The following is a 19947-nucleotide window of genomic DNA, read 5'->3' on the forward strand; positions in this document are numbered from 1 at the left end:
AAGGCTCCGTGAAGGAATCAGGCGGCCCGGGGCTTGGCCCAGCGCCAGGTGCCCAGGGTCGGCGGCTGCGCGACCAGGGCGACGCAGCCTTCCGGGCAGGCGTCCTGGCAGCGGGCGCAGCCGGTGCAGGCGCCCTGCAGCACCACGTGGATCTGCCCGCTGGCGCCGACGATGGCGTCGGTCGGGCAGGCGCGGTAGCAGCGGGTGCAGCCGGTGCACTGCGCGGCGTCGATGGTCGCCAGCTGCGGCGCGCTCATCTGCCCGGCGTCGAGGGTCACGCCGAGCAGCGCGGCGAGCTGCTCGGCCAGCGCCACCCCGCCGGGCGGGCAGCAGGTGACCGCGGCGCTACCCTCGACCAGCGCGCTGGCGGCCGCCGAGCAGCCGGGAAAGCCGCACTGGCCGCACTGGCTGCCCGGCATCAGCGCCTCGATCTCCTTGATCAGCGGATTCTCGTCGGTGACCGCGAACCTGCGCGCCGCCACGCCCAGTCCGCCGCCCAGGATCAGACCCATGGTGGCCAGGGCCAGGGTTGCCATCAGCATCTCGCTCTCCTCGCCGGCGCCTGCCGGTCAGCCATTCAGATCAGCCCGCCGAAGCCCATGAACGCCAGCGCCAGCAGGCCGGCGGTGACGAAGGCGATCGGCGGACCGGAAAACGCCGCCGGCACGCTGGCGAGCTGCAGGCGCTCGCGCAGGCCGGCGAAGATGATCATGATCAGGGTGAAGCCGAGCGCCGAGCCGAAGCCGAACAGGCCGGCCTGCACAAGGCTGTGGCCCTCGCGCACGCTGATCAGCGGCACGCCGAGCACCGCGCAGTTGGTGGTGATCAGCGGCAGGTAGATGCCGAGGGCGCGGTACAGCGAGGGGCTGACCTTGCGGATGATCATCTCGATCAGCTGCACCATGGCGGCGATCACCACGATGTAGGCGAGGATGCGCAGGAAGCCGATGCCCAGCGGCTGCAGCACGTGGTGCTCGAGCAGCCAGCTGCTGATGCCGCCGAGGGTCATCACCAGGGTGGTAGCCACCCCCATGCCGATCGACGGGTCGAGCTTGCTGGACACCCCCATGAACGGGCACAGGCCGAGAAAACGCGCCAGCACCACGTTGTTGACCAGCACGGTGCCGATCAGAAACAGCACATATTCCATAGCGACCCACCCTCCCGGCTGAACCCTGGGCTGCACCCTTGTCGGGCACATCCCGTTGCCGGGGGGAATTGCAGCAAGCGTGCCATGGCTCGGGCGACACCCTGCGCGGCGCTGCAGGCCGCGGAAAACCTGATCCAGATCAAGGGAAGCGCGCGCAGATCCGCCCGCCGCCGCGGCGCCGGCGCCGGTCTTGTCGGCTTTGCGACAGACAACGGCCGCCATCGCGACGCCATCCGTGGGCTTTCCCACAGAAAAGCCCGTCGCCGGCGCGACGAACCGCTCTGCCCCGCCACTTCCGCCACTCCCGCGCCCGTGCGGACAGCGGCATGGCCTTTGCAAAACCCCCTTGTCCGCCGCGCCCCGCTCGACCGGCGCGGCGCTGCCACTCCCGTGGACTGATGAGGCTCAACCCATGACCCAGGGCAAACCGTCCCGCAGCAGCGACGTGCCGGCGCCAGCCGCCGGCGCCGAGCTGCTCCCCGAGGCATTCCGGCAGATGGCGGAGCACGCCCCCATCGCCATCTCGATCACCGACCTCAAGGCCAACATCCTCTATGCCAACCGCGCCTTCAGCACCACCACCGGCTACGCGCTGGCGGAGGTGATCGGCAAGAACGAATCCATGCTGTCCAACGGCACCACCCCGCGGCTGGTCTACCAGGCGCTGTGGAGCCGTCTGGCGCAGAAGAAGCCGTGGTCCGGCGTGCTGGTCAACCGGCGCAAGGACGGCAGCCTGTACCTGGCCGAGCTGACCGTGGCGCCGGTGTTCGACGAGCACGGCGAGACCCTCTACTACCTGGGCATGCACCGCGACAGCAGCGACCTGCACGAGCTGGAGCAGCGGGTCAGCAACCAGCGGCTGATGATCGAGGCGGTGGTCGGCGCGGCGCCAGCGGCCATGGTGGTGCTCGATCGCGACAACCGCGTGGTGCTGTCCAACCCCAGCTTCGCCCGCCTGGCCCGCGAGCTGACCGAGGGCGGCAGCGGCGACAGCCTGGTGGCGCTGGTGCGCGAGAACCTCGCGGTACCCTTCGCGGCGCTGGAGGGCGAGGGCCGCGCCTTCTCCGGCAAGGAGATCCCCCTCGACCTGGGCGGCCATGCGCCGCGCTGGCTGTCCTGCCACGGCATGGCCATCCACGTCGAGGACGAGCGCGCCCAGGTGTTCTTCGCCCCCGGCGCCGAGCGCTACCTGCTGCTGACCCTCAACGACATCTCCGAGCTGCGCCAGAAGCAGCAGGACTCGCGGCTCAACGCGCTGAAGGCGCTGATGGCCGAAGAGGAGCTGCTCGACGGCATGCGCGAGACCTTCAGCGGCGCCATCCACCGCCTGCAGGGCCCGGTCAACCTGATCAGCGCGGCGCTGCGCATGCTCGAGCGCCGCCTCGGCGAGCAGGCCGGCAACGACCCGGTGCTCAGTGCCATGCGCGAGGCCAGCATGGCCGGCCAGGAGGCGCTGGACAGCCTGTCCGGGGCCATGCCGGTGCGCCGCGCCGAGGCGAAGATGCCGGTCAACGTCAACCAGCTGATCCGCGAGGTGATCAGCCTGTGCACCGACGAGCTGCTCGCCCAGGGCATCGTCGTCGACTGGCAGCCGGCGCTGCGCCTGCCCTGGGTGATGGGCGCCGAGAGCCGCCTGCGCAGCGTGATCAAGCAGCTGGTGATGAACGCCATCGAGGCCGTCGCCCACAGCCAGGTCAGCCGCCGCGAGCTGTTCATCAGCACCCGGGTGGAGAACCAGCAGGTGGTGCGCCTGGAGATCGTCGACAGCGGGCCGGGCATCCCCGCCGAGCTGGCGCTCAAGGTGTTCGAACCGTTCTTCAGCACCAAGCCGCCGCACGCCGCCGGCCACGGCATGGGCTTGGCCATGGTGCAGGAGATCGTCAGCGAACACGCCGGCACCGTGCACATCGACACCACTTATCGCGACGGTTGCCGGGTGGTGGTCGAACTGCCCTTCAGCGCCGCCGGTTGAATCCAAGGAGAGCAGGCCGATGAGCAGTATCCAGCTCGCCCAGCGTCCCGGCACCACCTCGCGTGCCGACCTGTACGACAAGCAGTTGCAGGCCCTGGCGCGCATTTCCCGCACCCTCAGCCGGGTGCAGCAGATCGAGGACATCCTCGCCCAGGTCCTCGCCGTGCTACACGACCACCTCGGCCTGCTGCACGGCCTGGTGTCGATCAGCGACCCGCAGCACGGCGCCCTGCAGGTCGGCGCCATCCACAGCGACTCGCAGGCGGTGGTCAGCGCCTGCGAGAACGTGCGCTACCGCATCGGCGAGGGGGTGATCGGCAACGTGCTCAAGCACGGCAACAGCGTGGTGCTCGGGCGCATCTCGTCCGAGCCGCGCTTTCTCGACCGCCTGGCGCTCTACGATCTCGAGCTGCCGTTCATCGCGGTGCCGATCAAGACCCACGAGGGCAACACCATCGGCGTGCTGGCCGCCCAGCCGGAGGGCCGCGCCGACGAACTGCTGCCCGACCGCGCGCGCTTCATGGAGATAGTCGCCAACCTGCTGGCGCAGACCGTGCGCCTGGTGGTCAACCTCGAGGACAGCCGCGAGCTGGCCGACGAGCGCGACGAGCTGCGCCGCGAGGTGCGCGGCAAGTACGGCTTCGAGAACATGGTGGTGGGCAACACCCCGGCGATGCGCCGGGTGTTCGACCAGGTGCGCCGGGTCGGCAAGTGGGACAGCACGGTGCTGGTGCTCGGCGAGTCGGGCACCGGCAAGGAGGTGATCTCCAGTGCCATCCACTACAACTCGCCACGCGCCCACCAGCCGTTCGTGCGCCTGAACTGCGCGGCGCTGCCGGAGACCCTGCTCGAGTCGGAGCTGTTCGGCCACGAGAAGGGCGCCTTCACCGGCGCGGTCAAGCAGCGCAAGGGGCGCTTCGAGCAGGCCGACGGCGGCACCCTGTTCCTCGACGAGATCGGCGAGATCTCGCCGATGTTCCAGGCCAAGCTGCTGCGCGTGCTGCAGGAGGGCGAGTTCGAGCGGGTCGGCGGCAACCAGACGGTGAAGGTCAACGTGCGCATCGTCGCCGCCACCAACCGCGACCTGGAGGCCGAGGTGGAGAAGGGCAAGTTCCGCGAGGATCTCTACTACCGCCTCAACGTGATGGCCATCCGCATCCCGCCGCTGCGCGAGCGCAGCGCCGACATCCCCGAGCTGGCCGAATTCCTCCTCGCCAAGATCGGCCGCCTGCAGGGCCGCAAGCTGAGCATCACCGACAGCGCCATCCGCCTCTTGATGAGCCACCGCTGGCCGGGCAACGTGCGCGAGCTGGAGAACTGCCTGGAGCGCTCGGCGATCATGAGCGAGGACGGCACCATCAGCCGCGACGTGGTGTCGCTCGGCGGCCTCGACCACGACAGCGTGCCGCTGGCGCCGCTGCCGGAGGTCAACCTGGCCGACGCCTCGCTGGACGACCGCGAGCGGGTGATCGCCGCCCTCGAGCAGGCCGGCTGGGTGCAGGCCAAGGCCGCGCGCCTGCTGGGCATGACCCCGCGGCAGATCGCCTACCGCATCCAGACCCTCAACATCCACATGCGCAAGATCTGATCTCTCCCGCGGCCAACCACCAGGCCCACGCCTCTGCGTGGGCCTGGTCATTTCTCCCCTGTCGCCACGGCACGGGGACGCGGCGCGTCCCGGGCGGCGCTCCCACGCCGGAGCGTGGGAGCGATCGGCGGCTGGCGCGTGTGTCGATGGTTCCCATGCTCCGCGTGGGAACCCGGCTCCGGGCGCTCCGCGCCCTTGTACGGTGCCCGCCACTTGTCGCCTATCCGACAAAGCCCCGCCCGCGCCCCTGTCGGCAGCCCGACAAACCACCCGACCATCCACATAAAAATCCTTGATAAACAATGAGATAGGTAACCGGCACGGGCTTTGCTCGGCTACTGGCGACTCCCTCTTTCCTCCGGAGACCGACCATGGAACTGAGCGTACTTGGGCAGAACGATACGGGGCAGCACGGTGCCGGTGGCTGTTCCTCCGGCTCCTGCGGCAGCACCGACGACCAGCTGTCCCACCTGCCGGAGCACATCCGCGCCAAGGTGCACAACCACCCCTGCTACTCGGAAGAGGCCCACCACTACTTCGCGCGCATGCACGTGGCGGTGGCGCCGGCCTGCAACATCCAGTGCCACTACTGCAACCGCAAGTACGACTGCGCCAACGAGTCGCGCCCCGGCGTGGTCTCCGAGCTGCTCGACCCGTTGCAGGCGGTGAAGAAGGTCAAGGCGGTGGCCGCCACCATCCCGCAGATGACCGTGCTCGGCATCGCCGGCCCCGGCGACCCGCTGGCCAACCCGCAGCGCACCTTCGAGACCTTCCGCATGCTTTCCGAGCAGGCCCCGGACATCAAGCTGTGCGTGTCCACCAACGGCCTGGCCCTGCCCGACTGCGTCGACGAGCTGGCCCGCCATAACATCGACCACGTGACCATCACCATCAACTGCGTCGACCCGGCGGTCGGCGCCAAGATCTATCCGTGGATCTACTGGAACAACCAGCGCATCCGCGGCCGCAAGGCGGCGAAGATCCTTATCGAGCAGCAGCAGAAGGGCCTGGAGATGCTGGTGGCGCGCGGCATCCTGGTGAAGGTCAACTCGGTGCTGATCCCCGGGGTCAACGACGAGCACCTCAAGGAGGTCAGCCGCATCGTCAAGGCCAAGGGCGCCTTCCTGCACAACGTCATGCCGCTGATCGCCGAGGCCGAGCACGGCACCTTCTACGGCGTGATGGGCCAGCGCAGCCCCGAGCCGGAAGAACTGCAGGACCTGCAGGACGCCTGCGCCGGCGACATGAACATGATGCGCCACTGCCGCCAGTGCCGCGCCGACGCGGTCGGCCTGCTCGGCGAGGACCGCGGCGACGAGTTCACCCTGGAGAAGATCGAGTCGATGGACATCGACTACGCGGCAGCCATGGTCAGGCGCGCCGCGATCCACGCGGCGATCAAGGAGGAGCTGGACGACAAGGCGGCGAAGAAGGCGCGCCTGGCCGGCCTCGGCGTACCGCAGGAAAGCGCCCCGGCCCGCCACTACCGCCCGGTGCTGATGGCGGTGGCCACCAGCGGCGGCGGCCTGGTCAACCAGCACTACGGCCATGCCAGCGAGTTCCTGATCTACGAGGCCTCCGGCAAGGGCGTGCGCTTCATCGGCCACCGCAAGGTCGACCAGTACTGCGTCGGCGACGACAGCTGCGGCGACAAGGAGTCGGCGCTGAACGGCAGCATCCGCGCGCTCAGGGGCTGCGAGGCGGTGCTCTGCTCGAAGATCGGCTACGAGCCGTGGGGCCAGCTGGAGGCCGCCGGCATCCAGCCCAACGGCGAGCACGCCATGGAGCCGATCGAGGAAGCGGTGCTGGCGGTCTACCAGGAAATGATCGCCGCCGGCCGGCTGGACGCCGACGCCGCGCCGCTGCGCGCCAAGGCCTGAAACCCACCATGCGAGGAGGTGCCCGATGGCGCTGAAAATCGAGGAATCCTGTGTCAACTGCTGGGCGTGCGTCGACGTCTGCCCGAGCGAGGCGATCTACCAGGGCAGCCAGCACTTCAGGATCAACGCGCACAAGTGCACCGAGTGCGACGGCGACTTCGCCGACCCGCAGTGCGCCAGCATCTGCCCGATCGAGGGGGCGATCCTGCTCGCCGACGGCAGCCCGGCCAACCCGCCGGGCTCGCTGACCGGCATCCCGCCGGAGCGCCTGCTCGAGGCCATGCGCGAAATCCAGGCGCGCTGAGGAGGCCGGCATGGGTGCCCTGATCTTCTACGAAAAACCCGGCTGCGGCGGCAACGCCCGGCAGCAGCGCCTGCTGCGCGCGGCAGGGCTGGAACTGGAGGTGCGCGACCTGCTGGGCGAGCCGTGGCGCGCCGAGACGCTCGCGCCGTTCCTCGCCGGGCGACCGGTGGCAGACTGGTTCAACCGCGCGGCGCCGGCGGTGAAGTCGGGAGAGGTCGATCCCGAGCGGCTGGATGCCGCGGCGGCGCTGGCGCTGCTGCTGGAGCGCCCGATCCTGATCCGCCGCCCGCTGATCCGCCTCGGCGAGCACCATCTGGCCGGCTTCGACGTGGCGGCGCTCAACGCGCTGCTGCCGGCCGGACACCGGCTGGCCGAGCCGAGCGCGCCGCTCGACGGCTGCGTGCACGGCGCCGAGGCAACCTCCAGCTGCCACGCGCCGCAGGAGCCGCAGCCATGAGCCACGCCGCCCTCGCCCGCCTCCCTGCAGAGTGCGTGGAACGCGATCCCAACCTGGACTGGCTGCAGCGCATCCTCACCGCCCAGCGCGCCGGACGCAGCTGCCTGCCGCTGCATCTCGGCCTCGACCCGCAAACCCACGCGGCCTTGATCCAGGCCTGCTTTTCCGAGCGCGCCGGGCAGTATCTTGGCGCTCCGCCGCAGGCCGCGGAGCGCGACGCGCTGCGCGCCGAGCTGCTGGAGCTGCGCCGCGACGAGTGGCGGGAGCTGCGCGACCTGCTGATCGCCGGCCGCGCCGGGCGCGCGGGCGAGGCGGTGGTCGCCGCAGTGGTCGCCGCCGCCTGCCTGGGCGGCGACCACCTGTGGCGCGATCTGGGCCTCGCCTCGCGCGACGAGCTGCGCGCGCTGCTCGAATACAACTTCCCGCGGCTGGCCGCGCGCAACGTCCACAACATGCGCTGGAAGAAGTTCTTCTACCGCCAGCTGTGCGAGCAGGACGGCGCCTACGTGTGCCGCTCGCCCAGTTGCCAAGCCTGCCCCACCTATCACGACTGTTTCGGAGAAGAGTCATGAGCCACTGCCAACGCATCAGCGCCGAACAGGCCGAGACCCTGCTCAGCGGGGCGGACAACGTCATGCTGCTGGACATGCGCGATGCCCGCGCCTACTGCCAGGGCCACGACCCGCGCGCCATCCACCTCAGCGACATGACCCTGCGTACCCTGGTGCGCCACACCCCGCGCCAGGTGCAGCTGATCGTCTGCGGCGACGAGGCGCGCGCCAGCCAGGAGATGGTCGAGTTCTTCCGCGACTACGGCTTCGCCCACTGCTACAGCCTCGACGGCGGCTACGCCGCCTGGCAGGCACGCCCGCGCCAGCCGGCCCGCGCCGAACGGCGCGTCGCCGAACAGCGCGTCGCCGGGCGCGGCTGAGGAGGCCGGCCATGCAGGTTCTCGACACCGAAGCACGCATCCGCCAGCAGATCGCCGCCAACCCGGTGATCCTCTACATGAAGGGCACGCCGGAGGCCCCCGAGTGCGGCTTCTCGCGCGCCGCGGTGGGCGCGCTGCACAAGCTCGGCAAGCCGTTCGCCTTCGTCAACGTGCTGACCGCCCCGCACATCCGCGAGAAGCTGCCGAAGATCTCGCAGTGGCCGACCTATCCGCAGCTGTTCGTCAACGGCGAGCTGGTCGGCGGCTGCGACATCATCCTCGGCATGGAGGCCGACGGCAGCCTGCAGGCGCTGCTCGCCGGGGTCTGACGGGTTGTACCGGCGTCGTCGCGCTGGCGTCACCCCCCGGGCGCCTGTGCGGCGGCGCTGCCTTGCTGGCTACTGCGCCTCGGCCAGGCCGAGGAACGCCGCCACCTGCGGCGCAGCGAACGGCCATCCCAGCTCGGCGCCGCTGTCCAGCCGGCGCAGCACCGGGATGCGCACCCCGTAGGCCTCGACCCACTCCTCGCGCTCGGCGATGTCCACCAGCTCGATCGACACGCCCGCGGCGGCGAAGGGCATCAGCACCTCCTCGGCCAGTTCGCACAGGTGGCAGCCGAGGGTTCCGAACAGTTGGCAGGCGGGCAGCATGACATCTCTCATGGTGAACAGACCGGCGGCAGTTTAGCATTTGCGCTACCCGCCCCGTCGCCCGCCGCCGACACCCGGGCGCGGGCATCCTGCCTCATCCTGCCGGTCCTTTCGCATGGAGCACTGCCGTTGTTCGTCAACCTGCTGATCATCCTGGCCGCCTCGCTGCTGGTCATCGCCCTGTTCCGCCACCTCAAGCTGCCGCCGCTGCTGGCCTACATGAGCGTCGGCCTGGCGCTCGGCCCCGGCAGCCTGGGCTGGCTGCAGCACCACGAGGACATGCCGCTGCTGGCCGAGTTCGGCGTGGTGTTCCTGCTGTTCAGCCTGGGCCTGGAGTTCTCCCTGCCGCGCATGCTGGCGCTGCGCCGCGTGGTGTTCGGCCTCGGCAGCCTGCAGGTGCTCGCCTGCACCCTGCCGCTGGCCGGCCTGCTGCACCTGGCCGGCCTGGCCCTGCCGGCTGCGCTGCTGCTCGGCGGCGGCCTGGCGCTGTCCTCCACCGCCATCGTCACCAAGGAACTGAGCAGCATGGGCGAGGTGTTCAGCGACCACGGCCAGAACGCCATCGGCGTGCTGCTGTTCCAGGACCTGGTCGCGGTGCTGCTGCTGACCATGATCCCGGTGGTCGCCGGCGGCAGCGAGCAGGCCTGGTACTGGGCGCTGCCGATCACCCTGGGCAAGGCCGCGCTGCTGTTCGGCGGCCTGCTGGTGGCCAGCCGCTGGCTGCTGCCGCGGCTGTTCCACGAGGTGGCACAGGCCAACGCCGCCGAGCTGTTCGTGCTGCTGGCGCTGGTCATCGTGCTGCTCACCGCCTGGCTGACCCACCTGCTCGGCCTGTCCATGGCCCTCGGCGCCTTCCTCGCCGGCATGCTGCTCGGCGAGAGCCACTACCGCCACCAGATCGAGGCCGACATCCGCCCGTTCCGCGACGTGCTGCTCGGCCTGTTCTTCGTCAGCGTCGGCATGCTGATCGACGTCGGCCTGTTCGCCAGCCACGGCCTGGTGATCCTCGCCATGACCGTGCTGCTGCTGGCGCTCAAGGGCGCGCTGGTCGCCCTGCTGGTGCGCCTGCGCGGCGGCAGCAACGAGAGCGCCTGGCGCAGCGGCCTGGCGCTGGCCCAGGGCGGCGAGTTCTGCTTCGCCCTGGTCGCCCAGGCGCAGCAGGCCAGGCTGGTCGACGGCGAACTGGGCGGGCTGATCCTCGCCGCCACCTTCTGCTCGATGGCGGTCACTCCGCTGCTGCTGCGCGCGGCGCCGCAGCTGGCCGCCCGCCTCGGCCGGCAGCCGGATGCCGAGGCGCGCGCCGAGGACATCGCCGGCGCCTGCGCCGAGCACGAGGGCCACGTGCTGATCTGCGGCTTCGGCCGGGTCGGCCAGTCGATCGGCCGCTTCCTGCGCCGCGAGGGCATCCCCTTCGTCGCCCTCGACAACGATCCGATCCGCGTGCAGGAGGCGGCGGCCGGCGAGCACCACGTGCACTTCGGCGACGCGCGCCGCGGCGAGCTGCTGGAGGCCCTCGGCCTGAGCCGCGCACGCCTGCTGGTGGTGGCCGCCGACAACCCCCAGCACGCCCTGGCCACGGTCAAGGCGGCGCGGGCGCTGTCGGCCGAGCTGCCGATCCTGGTGCGCACCCGCGACGACAGCTTCCTGGCCAGCCTGCTGGAGGCCGGCGCCAGCGAGGTGGTGCCGGAGGTGCTGGAGTCGAGCCTGATGCTCGCCTCCCACGCGCTGGTCATGCTCGGCCTGCCCGAGCGCCGGGTGCAGGCGCACATGGACGAGGTGCGCCGCGATCGCTACCACCTGCTGCACGGCTTCTACCACGGCGCCAGCGCCAACCTGCTCGACCAGCAGGGCCGCCCGCGCGTGCTGCTGCACGCGGTCAACCTCAGCCAGGACGCCTACGCCTGCGGCCGCAGCCTGGCCGAGCTGAAGCTGAGCGGGCTGGGCGTGGAACTGCAGGGCGTGCGCCGCGACGGCGACGAGCTGGAGCTGAGCGGCAACCTGCCGCTGCGCGAAGGCGACGCGCTGCTGCTCGCCGGCCCGCTGGAGTGCATCGAGCGCGCCGAGGCGCGCCTGCTGGCCGGCACCCAGTAGCCGGCCCGCAAACGCAGAAGCCCGCTCGAAAGCGGGCTTCTGCGTTTCTGGGGAGGGGCTATTCGTGGTTGGTGGCGCCGATCTTGTGGATCGACAGGTCGGCGCCGTAGTACTCCTCCTCGGCGCTCAGGCGGATGCCCAGGCTGGCCTTGAGCAGGCCGTACACCGCGAAGCCGCCGCCCAGCGCCACCACGATGCCGAGCAGCGAGCCGATCAGTTGGCTGGCCAGGCTGACCCCGCCGAGGCCGCCCAGCGCGCTCTGGCCGAAGATGCCGCAGGCGATGCCGCCCCAGATGCCGCACAGGCCGTGCAGCGGCCAGACGCCGAGCACGTCGTCGATCTTCCAGCGGTTCTGGGTGGCGGTGAAGGCCCAGACGAACAGCGCGCCGGCCACGCCGCCGGTGATCAGCGCGCCGATCGGGTGCATCAGGTCGGAGCCGGCGCACACCGCCACCAGGCCGGCCAGCGGGCCGTTGTGCAGGAAGCCGGGATCGTTGCGGCCGACCAGCAGCGCCGCCAGGGTACCGCCGACCATGGCCAGCAGCGAGTTGACCGCCACCAGGCCGCTGACCCCCTGCAGGGTCTGCGCGCTCATCACGTTGAAGCCGAACCAGCCGACGATGAGGATCCACGAGCCGAGGGCGAGGAACGGGATGTTCGAGGGCGCGAAGGCCACCAGCCGGCCGTCGCGATAGCGGCCGTTGCGGTGGCCGAGCAGCAGCACCGCCGCCAGCGCCAGCCAGCCGCCGACCGCGTGCACCACCACCGAGCCGGCGAAGTCGTGGAAGGCGGCGCCGAAGCGCTCGGTGAGCCAGGCCTGCAGGCCGAGGTTGCCGTTCCAGATCAGCCCCTCGAAGAACGGGTAGACCACGGCGACGATCAGCGCCGTGGCGCACAGCTGCGGGCCGAAGCGGGAGCGCTCGGCGATGCCGCCGGAGATGATCGCCGGGATCGCCGCGGCGAAGGTCAGCAGGAAGAAGAACTTCACCAGCGCGTAGCCGTTCTCGGCGGTCAGCGCGCCGGCCGGCTCGAGGAAGCTCACTCCGTAGGCCAGCCAGTAGCCGACGAAGAAGTAGGCCAGGCAGGACACGGCGAAGTCGGCGAGGATCTTCGACAGGGCGTTGACCTGGTTCTTCTGCCGCACGGTGCCGACCTCGAGGAAGGCGAAACCGGCGTGCATGGCCAGCACCATGACCGCGCCGAGCAGGATGAACAGGGTGTTGGAGCCATGGACCAGGCTCGCTACGGCAGTATCAAGATTTTCCATCGGCGCGACGCGCTCCTCCGGTAGGCAGGGAAGCACCAAAGCGGGTCACTGATGACCATCGGCGCACCACGGACAGGCGTGCACCACCTTGCGAACCGCTTGTCTTGATCGCCACACCCTTGGGCAAAATCCGCCCTGGTGCCGCGATCGGGGTAGCTTCTTGTTATGAATCAGTGGCTTGGACGTGTGTGGCAACGTCCTGTCGACCTTCGCGCCAGATCCGCCAACGGGCAGGCGCAGACGCACACGCCGCTGAGCCAAGCAAGAGCCATGCCGTCGCGCACCAGCCACAGGCAGCACTGCTGCAAAAGCGTGCACGCCAAGGCGGCCGGCGACGCCGGACGCACCCGGCCCTGCCCCTGCCTCGACCAGCATAGCCCGCCACCGCCCCGTGGCTGTGCAGGGCTGCGCCGCGGCGCCGCACGCCCGCGCACGACCATGCTCCAGCACGGTGCATGCGCAAACCTGGCCGCATTCTTGCTAGACAGCCGCCCACCGCCCCTGCGGGCACTGCTGGAGCCTGACGTGTTCGCCGGCCAACCCTTCGCCGTGTTCCAACCCTTCGTCGATACCGCCACCGGCCTGATCGCCGGCGTCGAGGCACTCGCCCGCCTGCGCGACGCCGACGGCCAGCTGCACTCGGCCGGCGCGCTGTTCGCCGACCCGGCCAGTGACCAGGCCGACCTGCTGCGGCTCGACCGCCAGGTGCGCGAGCACGCCCTCGACCAGCTGCGCCACGCGCCGGCGGACTGGTTCCTCAGCCTGAACATCTCGCCGCGCTGGATCAGTTGCCTGAGCCCCGGCCAGGCGCTGCCCAGCCTGTGCCAGCTGGAGCGCCACCACATCGACCCGCGACGCATCGTCTTCGAGATCACCGAGCTGGACGGCGACATCCCCTGCCTGCTGCAGGCCGTGCGCCAGTACCGCCAGGCCGGCGCGCGCATCGCCGTGGACGACTTCGGCGCCGGCTATTCGCAGCTCGACCGGGTGCTGGCCCTGCAGCCGGACATCCTCAAGCTGGACATGCGCCTGTTCCAGGACGCCGCCCGCGGCGGCCCCGGCTGCGAGCTGGTCAAGGCGCTGGCGCAGATGGCCGAGAAGACCGGCTGCCGGATCATCGCCGAGGGGGTGGAGACCGAGGACGAGCTGCACTTCGCCCTCGAGTGCGGCGCCCGCTACGTGCAGGGCTTCCTGTTCGCCGCCGGCAAGCCCGGCTTCTTCGCCGCCGACGCCTTCGCCGCACGCTTCGCCGAGGTGCGCGACCACTACGTGCAGATCAAGCTGGCCGAGCGCGCGCGGCTGATCGAGCTGCGCCGCCAGCTCGGCGAGCTGCTGGAGCACCTGCGCCCCTGGGCGGAGCAGCGGGGGCCGGCGGCCGCCCTGCCGGCACCCGGGCATCCCTGGCTGCTGCGCATCTACCAGTGCGACCGCAGCGGCGAACAGATCACTCCCAACTGCGAGTGGCGCGGCGACGCCTGGCACGAGGAACCCGTCTACCTGCGCCACAACTGGTCGTGGCGCCCCTGGTTCCACCAGTTGCTGGCCGAGGGCCTCGACGAACAGCGCCTGACCCTGTCACCGACCTACCGCGACGCCACCAGCAACCAGTACTGCCTGACCGCCGGCCGCTGCATCGACCAGGGTCGCCGCCTGCTGCTGGTCGACATCGACGCCGGCGCCCTGGCCTCCCCCCGCTACCCCGGCGGGGCTTGCCGGCCACTGCCGCAAGCCGCAAGCTGGAGCCTTTGCGACTGCTGAGGACTCCCCTTGGACTGGCACACCCTGCTTACCCGCGAACGTCTGGGCAAACCCGTGCAGAGCTCCGAGGAGCTCGGCCGCAGCGCCTTCCACAAGGACCACGACCGCATCATCTTCTCCGGCGCCTTCCGCCGCCTCGGGCGCAAGACCCAGGTGCACCCGGTCTCCAGCAACGATCACATCCACACCCGCCTGACCCACAGCCTGGAGGTGGCCTGCGTCGGCCGCTCGCTGGGCATGCGCGTCGGCGAGATGCTGCGCGACGCCCTGCCGATCTGGTGCGACCCCGGTGACCTGGGGGTGATCGTGCAGTCGGCCTGCCTGGCCCACGACATCGGCAACCCGCCGTTCGGCCACTCCGGCGAGGACGCCATCCGCCACTGGTTCCAGCTCGCCGACGAGCGCGGCTGGCTGGACGCCCTGAGCCAAGCCGAGCGCGCCGACTTCCTCGGCTTCGAGGGCAACGCCCAGGGCCTGCGGGTGCTGACCCAGCTGGAGTACCACCAGTTCGACGGCGGCACCCGGCTGACCTACGCCACCCTCGGCACCTACCTGAAGTACCCGTGGAGCGCCCGCCACGCCGACGCCCAGGGCTACAAGAAACACAAGTTCGGCTGCTACCAGAGCGAGCTGCCGCTGCTCGAGCAGATCGCCCGCAAGCTGCAGCTGCCACAGCTCGAGCCCGAGCGCTGGGCGCGCCACCCGCTGGTCTACCTGATGGAGGCGGCCGACGACATCTGCTACGGCCTGATCGACCTCGAGGACGGCCTGGAGATGGACCTGCTCGACTATCCCGAGGTCGAGGCGCTGCTGCTCGATCTGGTCGGCGACGACCTGCCGGAAACCTACCGCCAGCTCGGCCCCAGGGATTCGCGCCGGCGCAAGCTGGCGATCCTGCGCGGCAAGGCCATCGAGCACCTGACCAATGCCGCGGCGCGGGCCTTCGTCGCCCAGCACGACGCCCTGCTCGCCGGCAGCCTGGAGGGCGACCTGGTCGAGCACATGCACGGGCCGGCCAAGCAGTGCGTGCTGCGCGCCAAGGCGCTGGCGCGGCAGAAGATCTTCCAGGACAAGCGCAAGACCCTGCACGAGATCGGCGCCTACACCACCCTGGAGATCCTCCTCAATGCCTTCTGCGGCGCGGTGCTGGAGCAGCACGGCGGGCGCACGCCGTCGTTCAAGAACCGGCGCATCCTCGACCTGCTCGGCAACAACGCGCCCGATCCGCACCGCCCGCTGTACCAGGCCTACCTGCGGGTGATCGACTTCATCGCCGGGATGACCGACAGCTACGCCACCGAGATGGCCCGCGAGATGACCGGCCGCTCCAGCCCGGTCTGAAACGCAAAAGCCCCGCGGCACGGGCGTGGCGCGGGGCTTTTGCGGGGAAACGCGGTGATCAGGCGTTGATGGCCTTCTCCGGGTACCAGGCATCGGCCAGCTCGCCGATCTTGAAGCTTTCCAGCTCACCGCGGCCCTGCAGCCAGGCCTCGACGGCAGCGCGCTGTTCGGCGCTGACAGAGCCGCGCTTGTTCAGGCAGACCATGCCGAACTCGTCGCAGCCGATGAAGATCAGGCCGTTGGCCTCGATGGCCTGGTCGAGGAACTGCCCGAGGAAGGCCTCGGCGGCTTCGCCCTCGAGATCCTCGCGGTAGTTGAGGATCAGCTCGAAGCCGAGTTCCTGGAACTCGTCGACACAGAGCTTCTTGCGCAGGCGGCGGGAACGATTGGTAGCCATGGATGCATCCTCGAACGTATGGGGTGCGGCACTCTACCAGCTTCCGCAGGTCAGGCCCATGACAGCGGGCTCCGTTCGGCATGAAAAGCCCCGAAATAGCGGGCTTGAGGCATAATTGCCCGATTCTTTCGTCCGCGAACGTTGAGACGCCCCATGCTGTTGCGCGTAACCAAGTCCTTGCTCGCCAAGGCATCCAAGATCGGCCGCCCGCTGCGCCTGCTCGGCCTGGCCGGCCTGCTGCTGCCCGTCACCCTGCCGCTGCCTGCCAGCGCGTCCAGCCTGCCGCCGCGCGTGGAGCAGGCGCTCAGGGCCAGCAAGCTGAGCAGCGACGCCCTGTCGGTGGCGCTGATCCCCCTCGACGGCCCCGGCACCCCCAGCTACCTCAACGCCGACCGCCCGGTGAACCCGGCCTCGACCATGAAGCTGGTGACCACCTACGCCGCGCTGGAGCTGCTCGGCCCGACCCACCAGTGGAAGACCGCCTTCTACACCGACGGCCCGCTGCGCAACGGCGTGCTGCAGGGCAACCTCTACCTCAAGGGCGGCGGCGATCCCAAGCTGACCATGGAGCGCCTGTGGCTGCTGCTGCGCGACCTGCGCCACGCCGGCGTGCAGCAGGTGCAGGGCGACCTGGTGCTGGAGCGCAACCACTTCCGCACCGACGGCCAGACGCCGTTCGACGACGACGGCGGCGACCGCACCAAGCCCTATCTGGTCGAGCCCGACGCGCTGATGGTCAACCTCAAGACCCTGCGCCTGATCGTGCGCGGCGAGGCGCGCGGCGCCGCGGTGCAGGCCGAACCGCCGATCCCCTACATCCGCATCGACAACCGGGTGAAGGTGACCGCCCCGGCCACCTGCCCGGGCTGGCCGCAGGTGACCTACAACTTCCAGCCGCAGGCCGACGGCAGCCTCGAGGTGATCGCCGCCGGGCAGATCCCGGAAGGCTGCAGCGGCCAGCGCTACCTGTCGCTGCTCGACCACCCGGCCTTCACCGGCGGCACCGTGCGCGCGCTGTGGAGCGAGCTGGGCGGCAGCATCAGCGGCCAGGACCGCCTCGGCGCCACCCCGGGCAACGCCCGCCTGCTGGCCCAGGCCTGGTCGCCGGACGTGGTGGAGATCATTCGCGACATCAACAAGTACAGCAACAACACCATGGCCCGGCAGCTGTTCCTGTCGATCGGCGCGCGCCACCGCCTGCCGGGCGACGCCAACGATGCCGCCGCCGCCTACCGGGCCATCGACCAGTGGCTGACCCGCAAGGGCATCCGCGCACCGAACCTGGTGCTGGAGAACGGCTCCGGGCTGTCACGCCGCGAGCGCATCAGCGCCCGCGAGATGGCCGCCATGCTGCATGCGGCGTGGAAGAGCCCGTATGCCGCCGAGTTCATCTCCTCGATGCCGCTGGCGGCGATGGACGGCACCCTGCGCAAGCGCATGCGCAACACCCCGCTGGCCGGCAACGCGCACCTGAAGACCGGCACCCTGAACAACGTGCGCGCCCTGGCCGGCTACAGCCGCGACGCCCAGGGCCACACCTGGGCGGCGGTGGTGATCCTCAACCACCCGCGGCCGTGGGGTGCCTCGGCGATCCTCGACCAGGTGCTGCAGGAACTGTACCGCCAGCCGGGCAGCCTGAGCGCCGGCCTGGCCCGCTGAGCCGCCAACGAAAAACCGCCTGCCCGGGACACCGGACAGGCGGTTTTTCATGGGCGGTAGTCCGGCAGGGTGGAAAACGACCGCAGGTCTTTTCCACCGCCCAGGCCCCTGCTCGGGCACTGCTAGAGGATCGCTGCGCGAGTCCTCTACCCTACCTGGTTACGCTCCCTACCGGGCAGTCAGGCGCCAGGCGCGGTGGATCTTCGGGTTGCGGGCGAAGTCCGGATCGAGGGTCTGCGCGCTGATCTCCTCCACCGCGTAGCGCTGCTCCAGGGCCGGATCGAGCTGGAACTTGCGGAAGTTGTTGGAGAAGTACAGCACCCCGCCCCTGGCCAGGCGCGCCATGGCCAGGTCGAGCAGGTGCACGTGGTCGCGCTGCACGTCGAACACGCCTTCCATGCGCTTGGAGTTGGAGAAGGTCGGCGGATCGATGAAGATCAGCTCGTATTCGCCGCGATCGGCCTCCAGCCACTCCATCACGTCGCCCTGCTCCAGGCGGTGCTTGTCGGAGAAGCCGTTGAGCGCCAGGTTGCGCCGCGCCCAGTCGAGGTAGGTCTTCGACAGGTCGACGCTGGTGGTGCTGCGTGCGCCGCCCTTGGCCGCATGCACGGTGGCGGTCGCGGTGTAGCAGAACAGGTTGAGGAAGCGCTTGCCGGCGGCCTCCTTCTGGATGCGCAGGCGCAGCGGGCGGTGGTCGAGGAACAGCCCGGTGTCGAGGTAGTCGGTGAGGTTGACCAGCAGCTTGACGCCGCCCTCGCCGACTTCCATGAAGCGGCCCTGCTGGTCCTGGCGCTCGTACTGCTTCTTGCCGGCCTGGCGCTCGCGGCGCTTGATCACCACCCGCGCCGGATCCATGTCCAGCGCCTGGGGAATCGCCGCCAGGGCGTCGAGCAGGCGCGCCTGCGCCTTGTCCGGATCGATCGAGCGCGGCGGCGCGTACTCCTGCACGTGCACCCAGTCGCGGTACAGGTCGACGGCCAGGGCGTACTCCGGCATGTCGGCGTCGTACAGGCGGTAGCACTCGACATCGGCCTTGCGCGCCCACTTGCCGAGGGTCTTGAGGTTCTTCTGCAGGCGGTTGGCGAACATCTGCCCGCCTTCGGACAGCCGCGCCGGCTCGGTGCGCACCGCCGGCGGGCGCTCGACCAGCTGGCCGCCGATCATCCGCGCCTGGCTCGGCGCCGGCTGGGCCGACTCGTTGCGGCCGGTGACGAACTGCTCCGGCAGCACCTTGAACAGCAGCAGCTTGCACGGCAGCGCGCCGTTCCAGAAGGCGTACTGCTTGTGGCTGCGGATGCCCATGCGCTTGCCCAGCTCCGGGGCGCCGGTGAACACCGCCGCCTCCCAGTTCAGGCAGGACTGGCGCAGGCGCTCGCCGAGGTTCTGGTAGAGGTACAGCAGGCTGGCCTCGTCGCCGAGGCGCTCGCCGTAGGGGGGGTTGCACACCACCAGGCCGGTCTGGTTCTGGTCCGGGCGCGGCTCGAAGGTGGCCAGTTCGCCCTGGTAGATCTTCACCCACTCGGACAGGCCGGCACGCTCGATGTTGTTACGCCCCGGCTGGATCAGCCGCGGGTCGGCCTCGTAGCCGCGGATCCACAGCGGCGGGCGGGCGAGGCCGGCGGCAGCGCGCGCCTCGGCCTCCTCGTGCAGCTTCTTCCAGATCGCCGGCACGTGGCCCAGCCAGTTGGAGAAGCCCCACTTCTCGCGCCTGAGGTTCGGCGCGATGTCGGCGGCCATCATCCCCGCCTCGACCAGGAAGGTGCCGACGCCGCACATCGGGTCGGCCAGTGCGCCGCCTTCGGCGGCGATGCGCGGCCAGCCGGCGCGGATCAGGATCGCCGCGGCGAGGTTTTCCTTGAGCGGCGCGGCGCCCTGCTGCAGGCGGTAGCCGCGCTGGTGCAGGCTGAAGCCGGACAGATCCAGCGACAGCACCAGCTCGCCGCGCTCCAGGCGCGCGTGGATGCGCAGGTCGGGCTCGTACTTGTCCACCGACGGCCGCTGGCCGGACTGCGCGCGCAGGGCGTCGACGATGCCGTCCTTGACCTTGAGGGCGCCGAAGTGGGTGTTGTCGATGCCGGCGCCGCGGCCGGAAAACTCCACCGCCAGGCTGCCGGTGGGCAGCAGGTGCTCGCTCCAGTCGATGCCGCGCACCGCCTGGTAGAGCGTCTCGGCGCTGTCCACCGCAAAGCGGCCGAGCACCAGCAGCACGCGGTTGGCCAGACGCGACCACAGGCACAGGCGGTAGGCGGTTTCCAGGCTGCCCTGCCCCTGCACGGCGGCCACCTGGGCGCGGCCGTCTTGCAGGCCGAGCGCGGCGGCCTCCTCGAGGAGCAGGGTTTCCAGCCCCTTGGGACTGGTGAGAACGAGCGGGTACAGATCGGACATGCGGTATTCCAGGGGCAGAGCCCGTCATGGGGTGTGACGCAGGGTCGCGGATGACCCCTCGTCGGAAGGCGGGCGCCGCAGGCGGCCTCACCGTCGGGTATTCAGTATCGGCGCAAC

At 70.4% G+C, this 19947-nt stretch carries 17 protein-coding genes and 1 pseudogene; 12 read left to right on the forward strand and 6 right to left on the reverse strand.

All coding sequences use genetic code 11. The features are described from left to right. Window positions 1-17: 17 nt before the first annotated feature. Window positions 18-542 (reverse strand): RnfABCDGE type electron transport complex subunit B, encoded by a 525-nt coding sequence (locus E5198_RS06930; RefSeq protein ID WP_136489273.1) that lies wholly within the window; start codon window positions 540-542, stop codon window positions 18-20. 35 nt (window positions 543-577) lie between these two features. Continuing rightward, window positions 578-1150, reverse strand: coding sequence for an electron transport complex subunit RsxA (rsxA, locus tag E5198_RS06935; RefSeq protein ID WP_136489274.1), 573 nt, complete (start codon window positions 1148-1150; stop codon window positions 578-580). 412 nt (window positions 1151-1562) lie between these two features. On the opposite strand from rsxA, the gene nifL reads away from it, so the two are divergent. The 8 genes from nifL (at window position 1563) to grxD (ending at window position 8611) form a co-directional block, all read left to right on the forward strand. Further along, entirely contained in the window at window positions 1563-3122 is a 1560-nt protein-coding gene (gene nifL, locus E5198_RS06940; RefSeq protein WP_136489275.1) for a nitrogen fixation negative regulator NifL, read from the forward strand. Window positions 3123-3141: 19 nt separating this feature from the next. Then, window positions 3142-4710 (forward strand): nif-specific transcriptional activator NifA, encoded by a 1569-nt coding sequence (nifA, locus tag E5198_RS06945; protein ID WP_136489276.1) that lies wholly within the window; start codon window positions 3142-3144, stop codon window positions 4708-4710. A 371-nt stretch (window positions 4711-5081) separates the two neighbouring features. Beyond that, entirely contained in the window at window positions 5082-6590 is a 1509-nt protein-coding gene (nifB, locus tag E5198_RS06950; protein ID WP_136489277.1) for a nitrogenase cofactor biosynthesis protein NifB, read from the forward strand. A gap of 25 nt (window positions 6591-6615) precedes the next feature. Next, complete coding sequence (locus E5198_RS06955) at window positions 6616-6894, forward strand: 4Fe-4S binding protein (RefSeq protein WP_136489278.1); 279 nt, start codon at window positions 6616-6618, stop codon at window positions 6892-6894. Between the two features lie 10 nt (window positions 6895-6904). Beyond that, complete coding sequence (locus tag E5198_RS06960; protein ID WP_136489279.1) at window positions 6905-7351, forward strand: ArsC/Spx/MgsR family protein; 447 nt, start codon at window positions 6905-6907, stop codon at window positions 7349-7351. Next, complete coding sequence (locus E5198_RS06965) at window positions 7348-7923, forward strand: nitrogen fixation protein NifQ (protein WP_136489280.1); 576 nt, start codon at window positions 7348-7350, stop codon at window positions 7921-7923. The genes E5198_RS06960 and E5198_RS06965 overlap by 4 nt, the downstream gene beginning before the upstream one ends. After that, the gene (locus E5198_RS06970; protein WP_136489281.1) at window positions 7920-8282 is read left to right on the forward strand and encodes a rhodanese-like domain-containing protein; all 363 of its coding nucleotides are present in this window, start codon (window positions 7920-7922) and stop codon (window positions 8280-8282) included. The genes E5198_RS06965 and E5198_RS06970 overlap by 4 nt, the downstream gene beginning before the upstream one ends. 11 nt (window positions 8283-8293) lie before the next feature. Beyond that, window positions 8294-8611 (forward strand): Grx4 family monothiol glutaredoxin, encoded by a 318-nt coding sequence (gene grxD, locus E5198_RS06975; RefSeq protein ID WP_136489282.1) that lies wholly within the window; start codon window positions 8294-8296, stop codon window positions 8609-8611. Window positions 8612-8680: 69 nt separating this feature from the next. Here the strand turns inward: grxD and E5198_RS06980 are convergent, their stop codons facing one another. Then, window positions 8681-8932, reverse strand: coding sequence for a glutaredoxin family protein (locus E5198_RS06980; RefSeq protein WP_136489283.1), 252 nt, complete (start codon window positions 8930-8932; stop codon window positions 8681-8683). Window positions 8933-9061: 129 nt separating this feature from the next. Here E5198_RS06980 and E5198_RS06985 point away from each other — a divergent pair, with 129 nt between their 5' ends. Next, the gene (locus E5198_RS06985; RefSeq protein ID WP_136489284.1) at window positions 9062-11023 is read left to right on the forward strand and encodes a monovalent cation:proton antiporter family protein; all 1962 of its coding nucleotides are present in this window, start codon (window positions 9062-9064) and stop codon (window positions 11021-11023) included. Between the two features lie 58 nt (window positions 11024-11081). On the opposite strand, the gene E5198_RS06990 is transcribed toward E5198_RS06985, so the two are convergent. Next, window positions 11082-12290 carry an ammonium transporter gene (locus E5198_RS06990; protein WP_136489285.1) on the reverse strand — a complete coding sequence of 403 codons (1209 nt, stop codon included), beginning with the start codon at window positions 12288-12290 and terminating at the stop codon, window positions 11082-11084. Window positions 12291-12815: 525 nt separating this feature from the next. On the opposite strand from E5198_RS06990, the pseudogene E5198_RS06995 reads away from it, so the two are divergent. Next, a pseudogene (locus E5198_RS06995) lies at window positions 12816-13973 on the forward strand (EAL domain-containing protein); the annotation flags it as partial. An 84-nt stretch (window positions 13974-14057) separates the two neighbouring features. Continuing rightward, window positions 14058-15389 carry a deoxyguanosinetriphosphate triphosphohydrolase gene (locus E5198_RS07000; RefSeq protein WP_136489287.1) on the forward strand — a complete coding sequence of 444 codons (1332 nt, stop codon included), beginning with the start codon at window positions 14058-14060 and terminating at the stop codon, window positions 15387-15389. Between the two features lie 58 nt (window positions 15390-15447). On the opposite strand, the gene E5198_RS07005 is transcribed toward E5198_RS07000, so the two are convergent. Next, a complete protein-coding gene (locus E5198_RS07005) occupies window positions 15448-15786 on the reverse strand; it encodes a YggL family protein (RefSeq protein WP_136489288.1) in 339 nt (112 codons plus the stop codon). A 198-nt stretch (window positions 15787-15984) separates the two neighbouring features. Between E5198_RS07005 and dacB the strand changes: the two genes are divergently transcribed. Then, window positions 15985-17445 (forward strand): D-alanyl-D-alanine carboxypeptidase/D-alanyl-D-alanine-endopeptidase, encoded by a 1461-nt coding sequence (dacB, locus tag E5198_RS07010; protein WP_372239870.1) that lies wholly within the window; start codon window positions 15985-15987, stop codon window positions 17443-17445. Between the two features lie 168 nt (window positions 17446-17613). Here the strand turns inward: dacB and rlmKL are convergent, their stop codons facing one another. After that, window positions 17614-19830: a bifunctional 23S rRNA (guanine(2069)-N(7))-methyltransferase RlmK/23S rRNA (guanine(2445)-N(2))-methyltransferase RlmL gene (gene rlmKL, locus E5198_RS07015; protein WP_136489290.1), complete on the reverse strand. Its 2217-nt coding sequence runs from the start codon at window positions 19828-19830 to the stop codon at window positions 17614-17616. Window positions 19831-19947 lie beyond the last annotated feature (117 nt).

The organism is Pseudomonas sp. A-1 (assembly GCF_004801855.1).
In the GTDB taxonomy this organism is placed as follows: Bacteria; Pseudomonadota; Gammaproteobacteria; order Pseudomonadales; family Pseudomonadaceae; genus Geopseudomonas.

Bases quoted from the DNA above. Each gene is read 5' to 3' on its own strand.
- E5198_RS06960 (WP_136489279.1), top strand. From the start codon at position 6,905: ATGGGTGCCCTGATCTTCTACGAAAAACCCGGCTGCGGCGGCAACGCC.
- rlmKL (WP_136489290.1), bottom strand. From the start codon at position 19,830: ATGTCCGATCTGTACCCGCTCGTTCTCACCAGTCCCAAGGGGCTGGAA.
- grxD (WP_136489282.1), top strand. From the start codon at position 8,294: ATGCAGGTTCTCGACACCGAAGCACGCATCCGCCAGCAGATCGCCGCC.
- E5198_RS07005 (WP_136489288.1), bottom strand. From the start codon at position 15,786: ATGGCTACCAATCGTTCCCGCCGCCTGCGCAAGAAGCTCTGTGTCGAC.
- E5198_RS06930 (WP_136489273.1), bottom strand. From the start codon at position 542: ATGCTGATGGCAACCCTGGCCCTGGCCACCATGGGTCTGATCCTGGGC.
- nifA (WP_136489276.1), top strand. From the start codon at position 3,142: ATGAGCAGTATCCAGCTCGCCCAGCGTCCCGGCACCACCTCGCGTGCC.
- nifL (WP_136489275.1), top strand. From the start codon at position 1,563: ATGACCCAGGGCAAACCGTCCCGCAGCAGCGACGTGCCGGCGCCAGCC.
- E5198_RS06965 (WP_136489280.1), top strand. From the start codon at position 7,348: ATGAGCCACGCCGCCCTCGCCCGCCTCCCTGCAGAGTGCGTGGAACGC.
- rsxA (WP_136489274.1), bottom strand. From the start codon at position 1,150: ATGGAATATGTGCTGTTTCTGATCGGCACCGTGCTGGTCAACAACGTG.
- E5198_RS06955 (WP_136489278.1), top strand. From the start codon at position 6,616: ATGGCGCTGAAAATCGAGGAATCCTGTGTCAACTGCTGGGCGTGCGTC.
- E5198_RS06970 (WP_136489281.1), top strand. From the start codon at position 7,920: ATGAGCCACTGCCAACGCATCAGCGCCGAACAGGCCGAGACCCTGCTC.
- E5198_RS06990 (WP_136489285.1), bottom strand. From the start codon at position 12,290: ATGGAAAATCTTGATACTGCCGTAGCGAGCCTGGTCCATGGCTCCAAC.
- nifB (WP_136489277.1), top strand. From the start codon at position 5,082: ATGGAACTGAGCGTACTTGGGCAGAACGATACGGGGCAGCACGGTGCC.
- E5198_RS06980 (WP_136489283.1), bottom strand. From the start codon at position 8,932: ATGCTGCCCGCCTGCCAACTGTTCGGAACCCTCGGCTGCCACCTGTGC.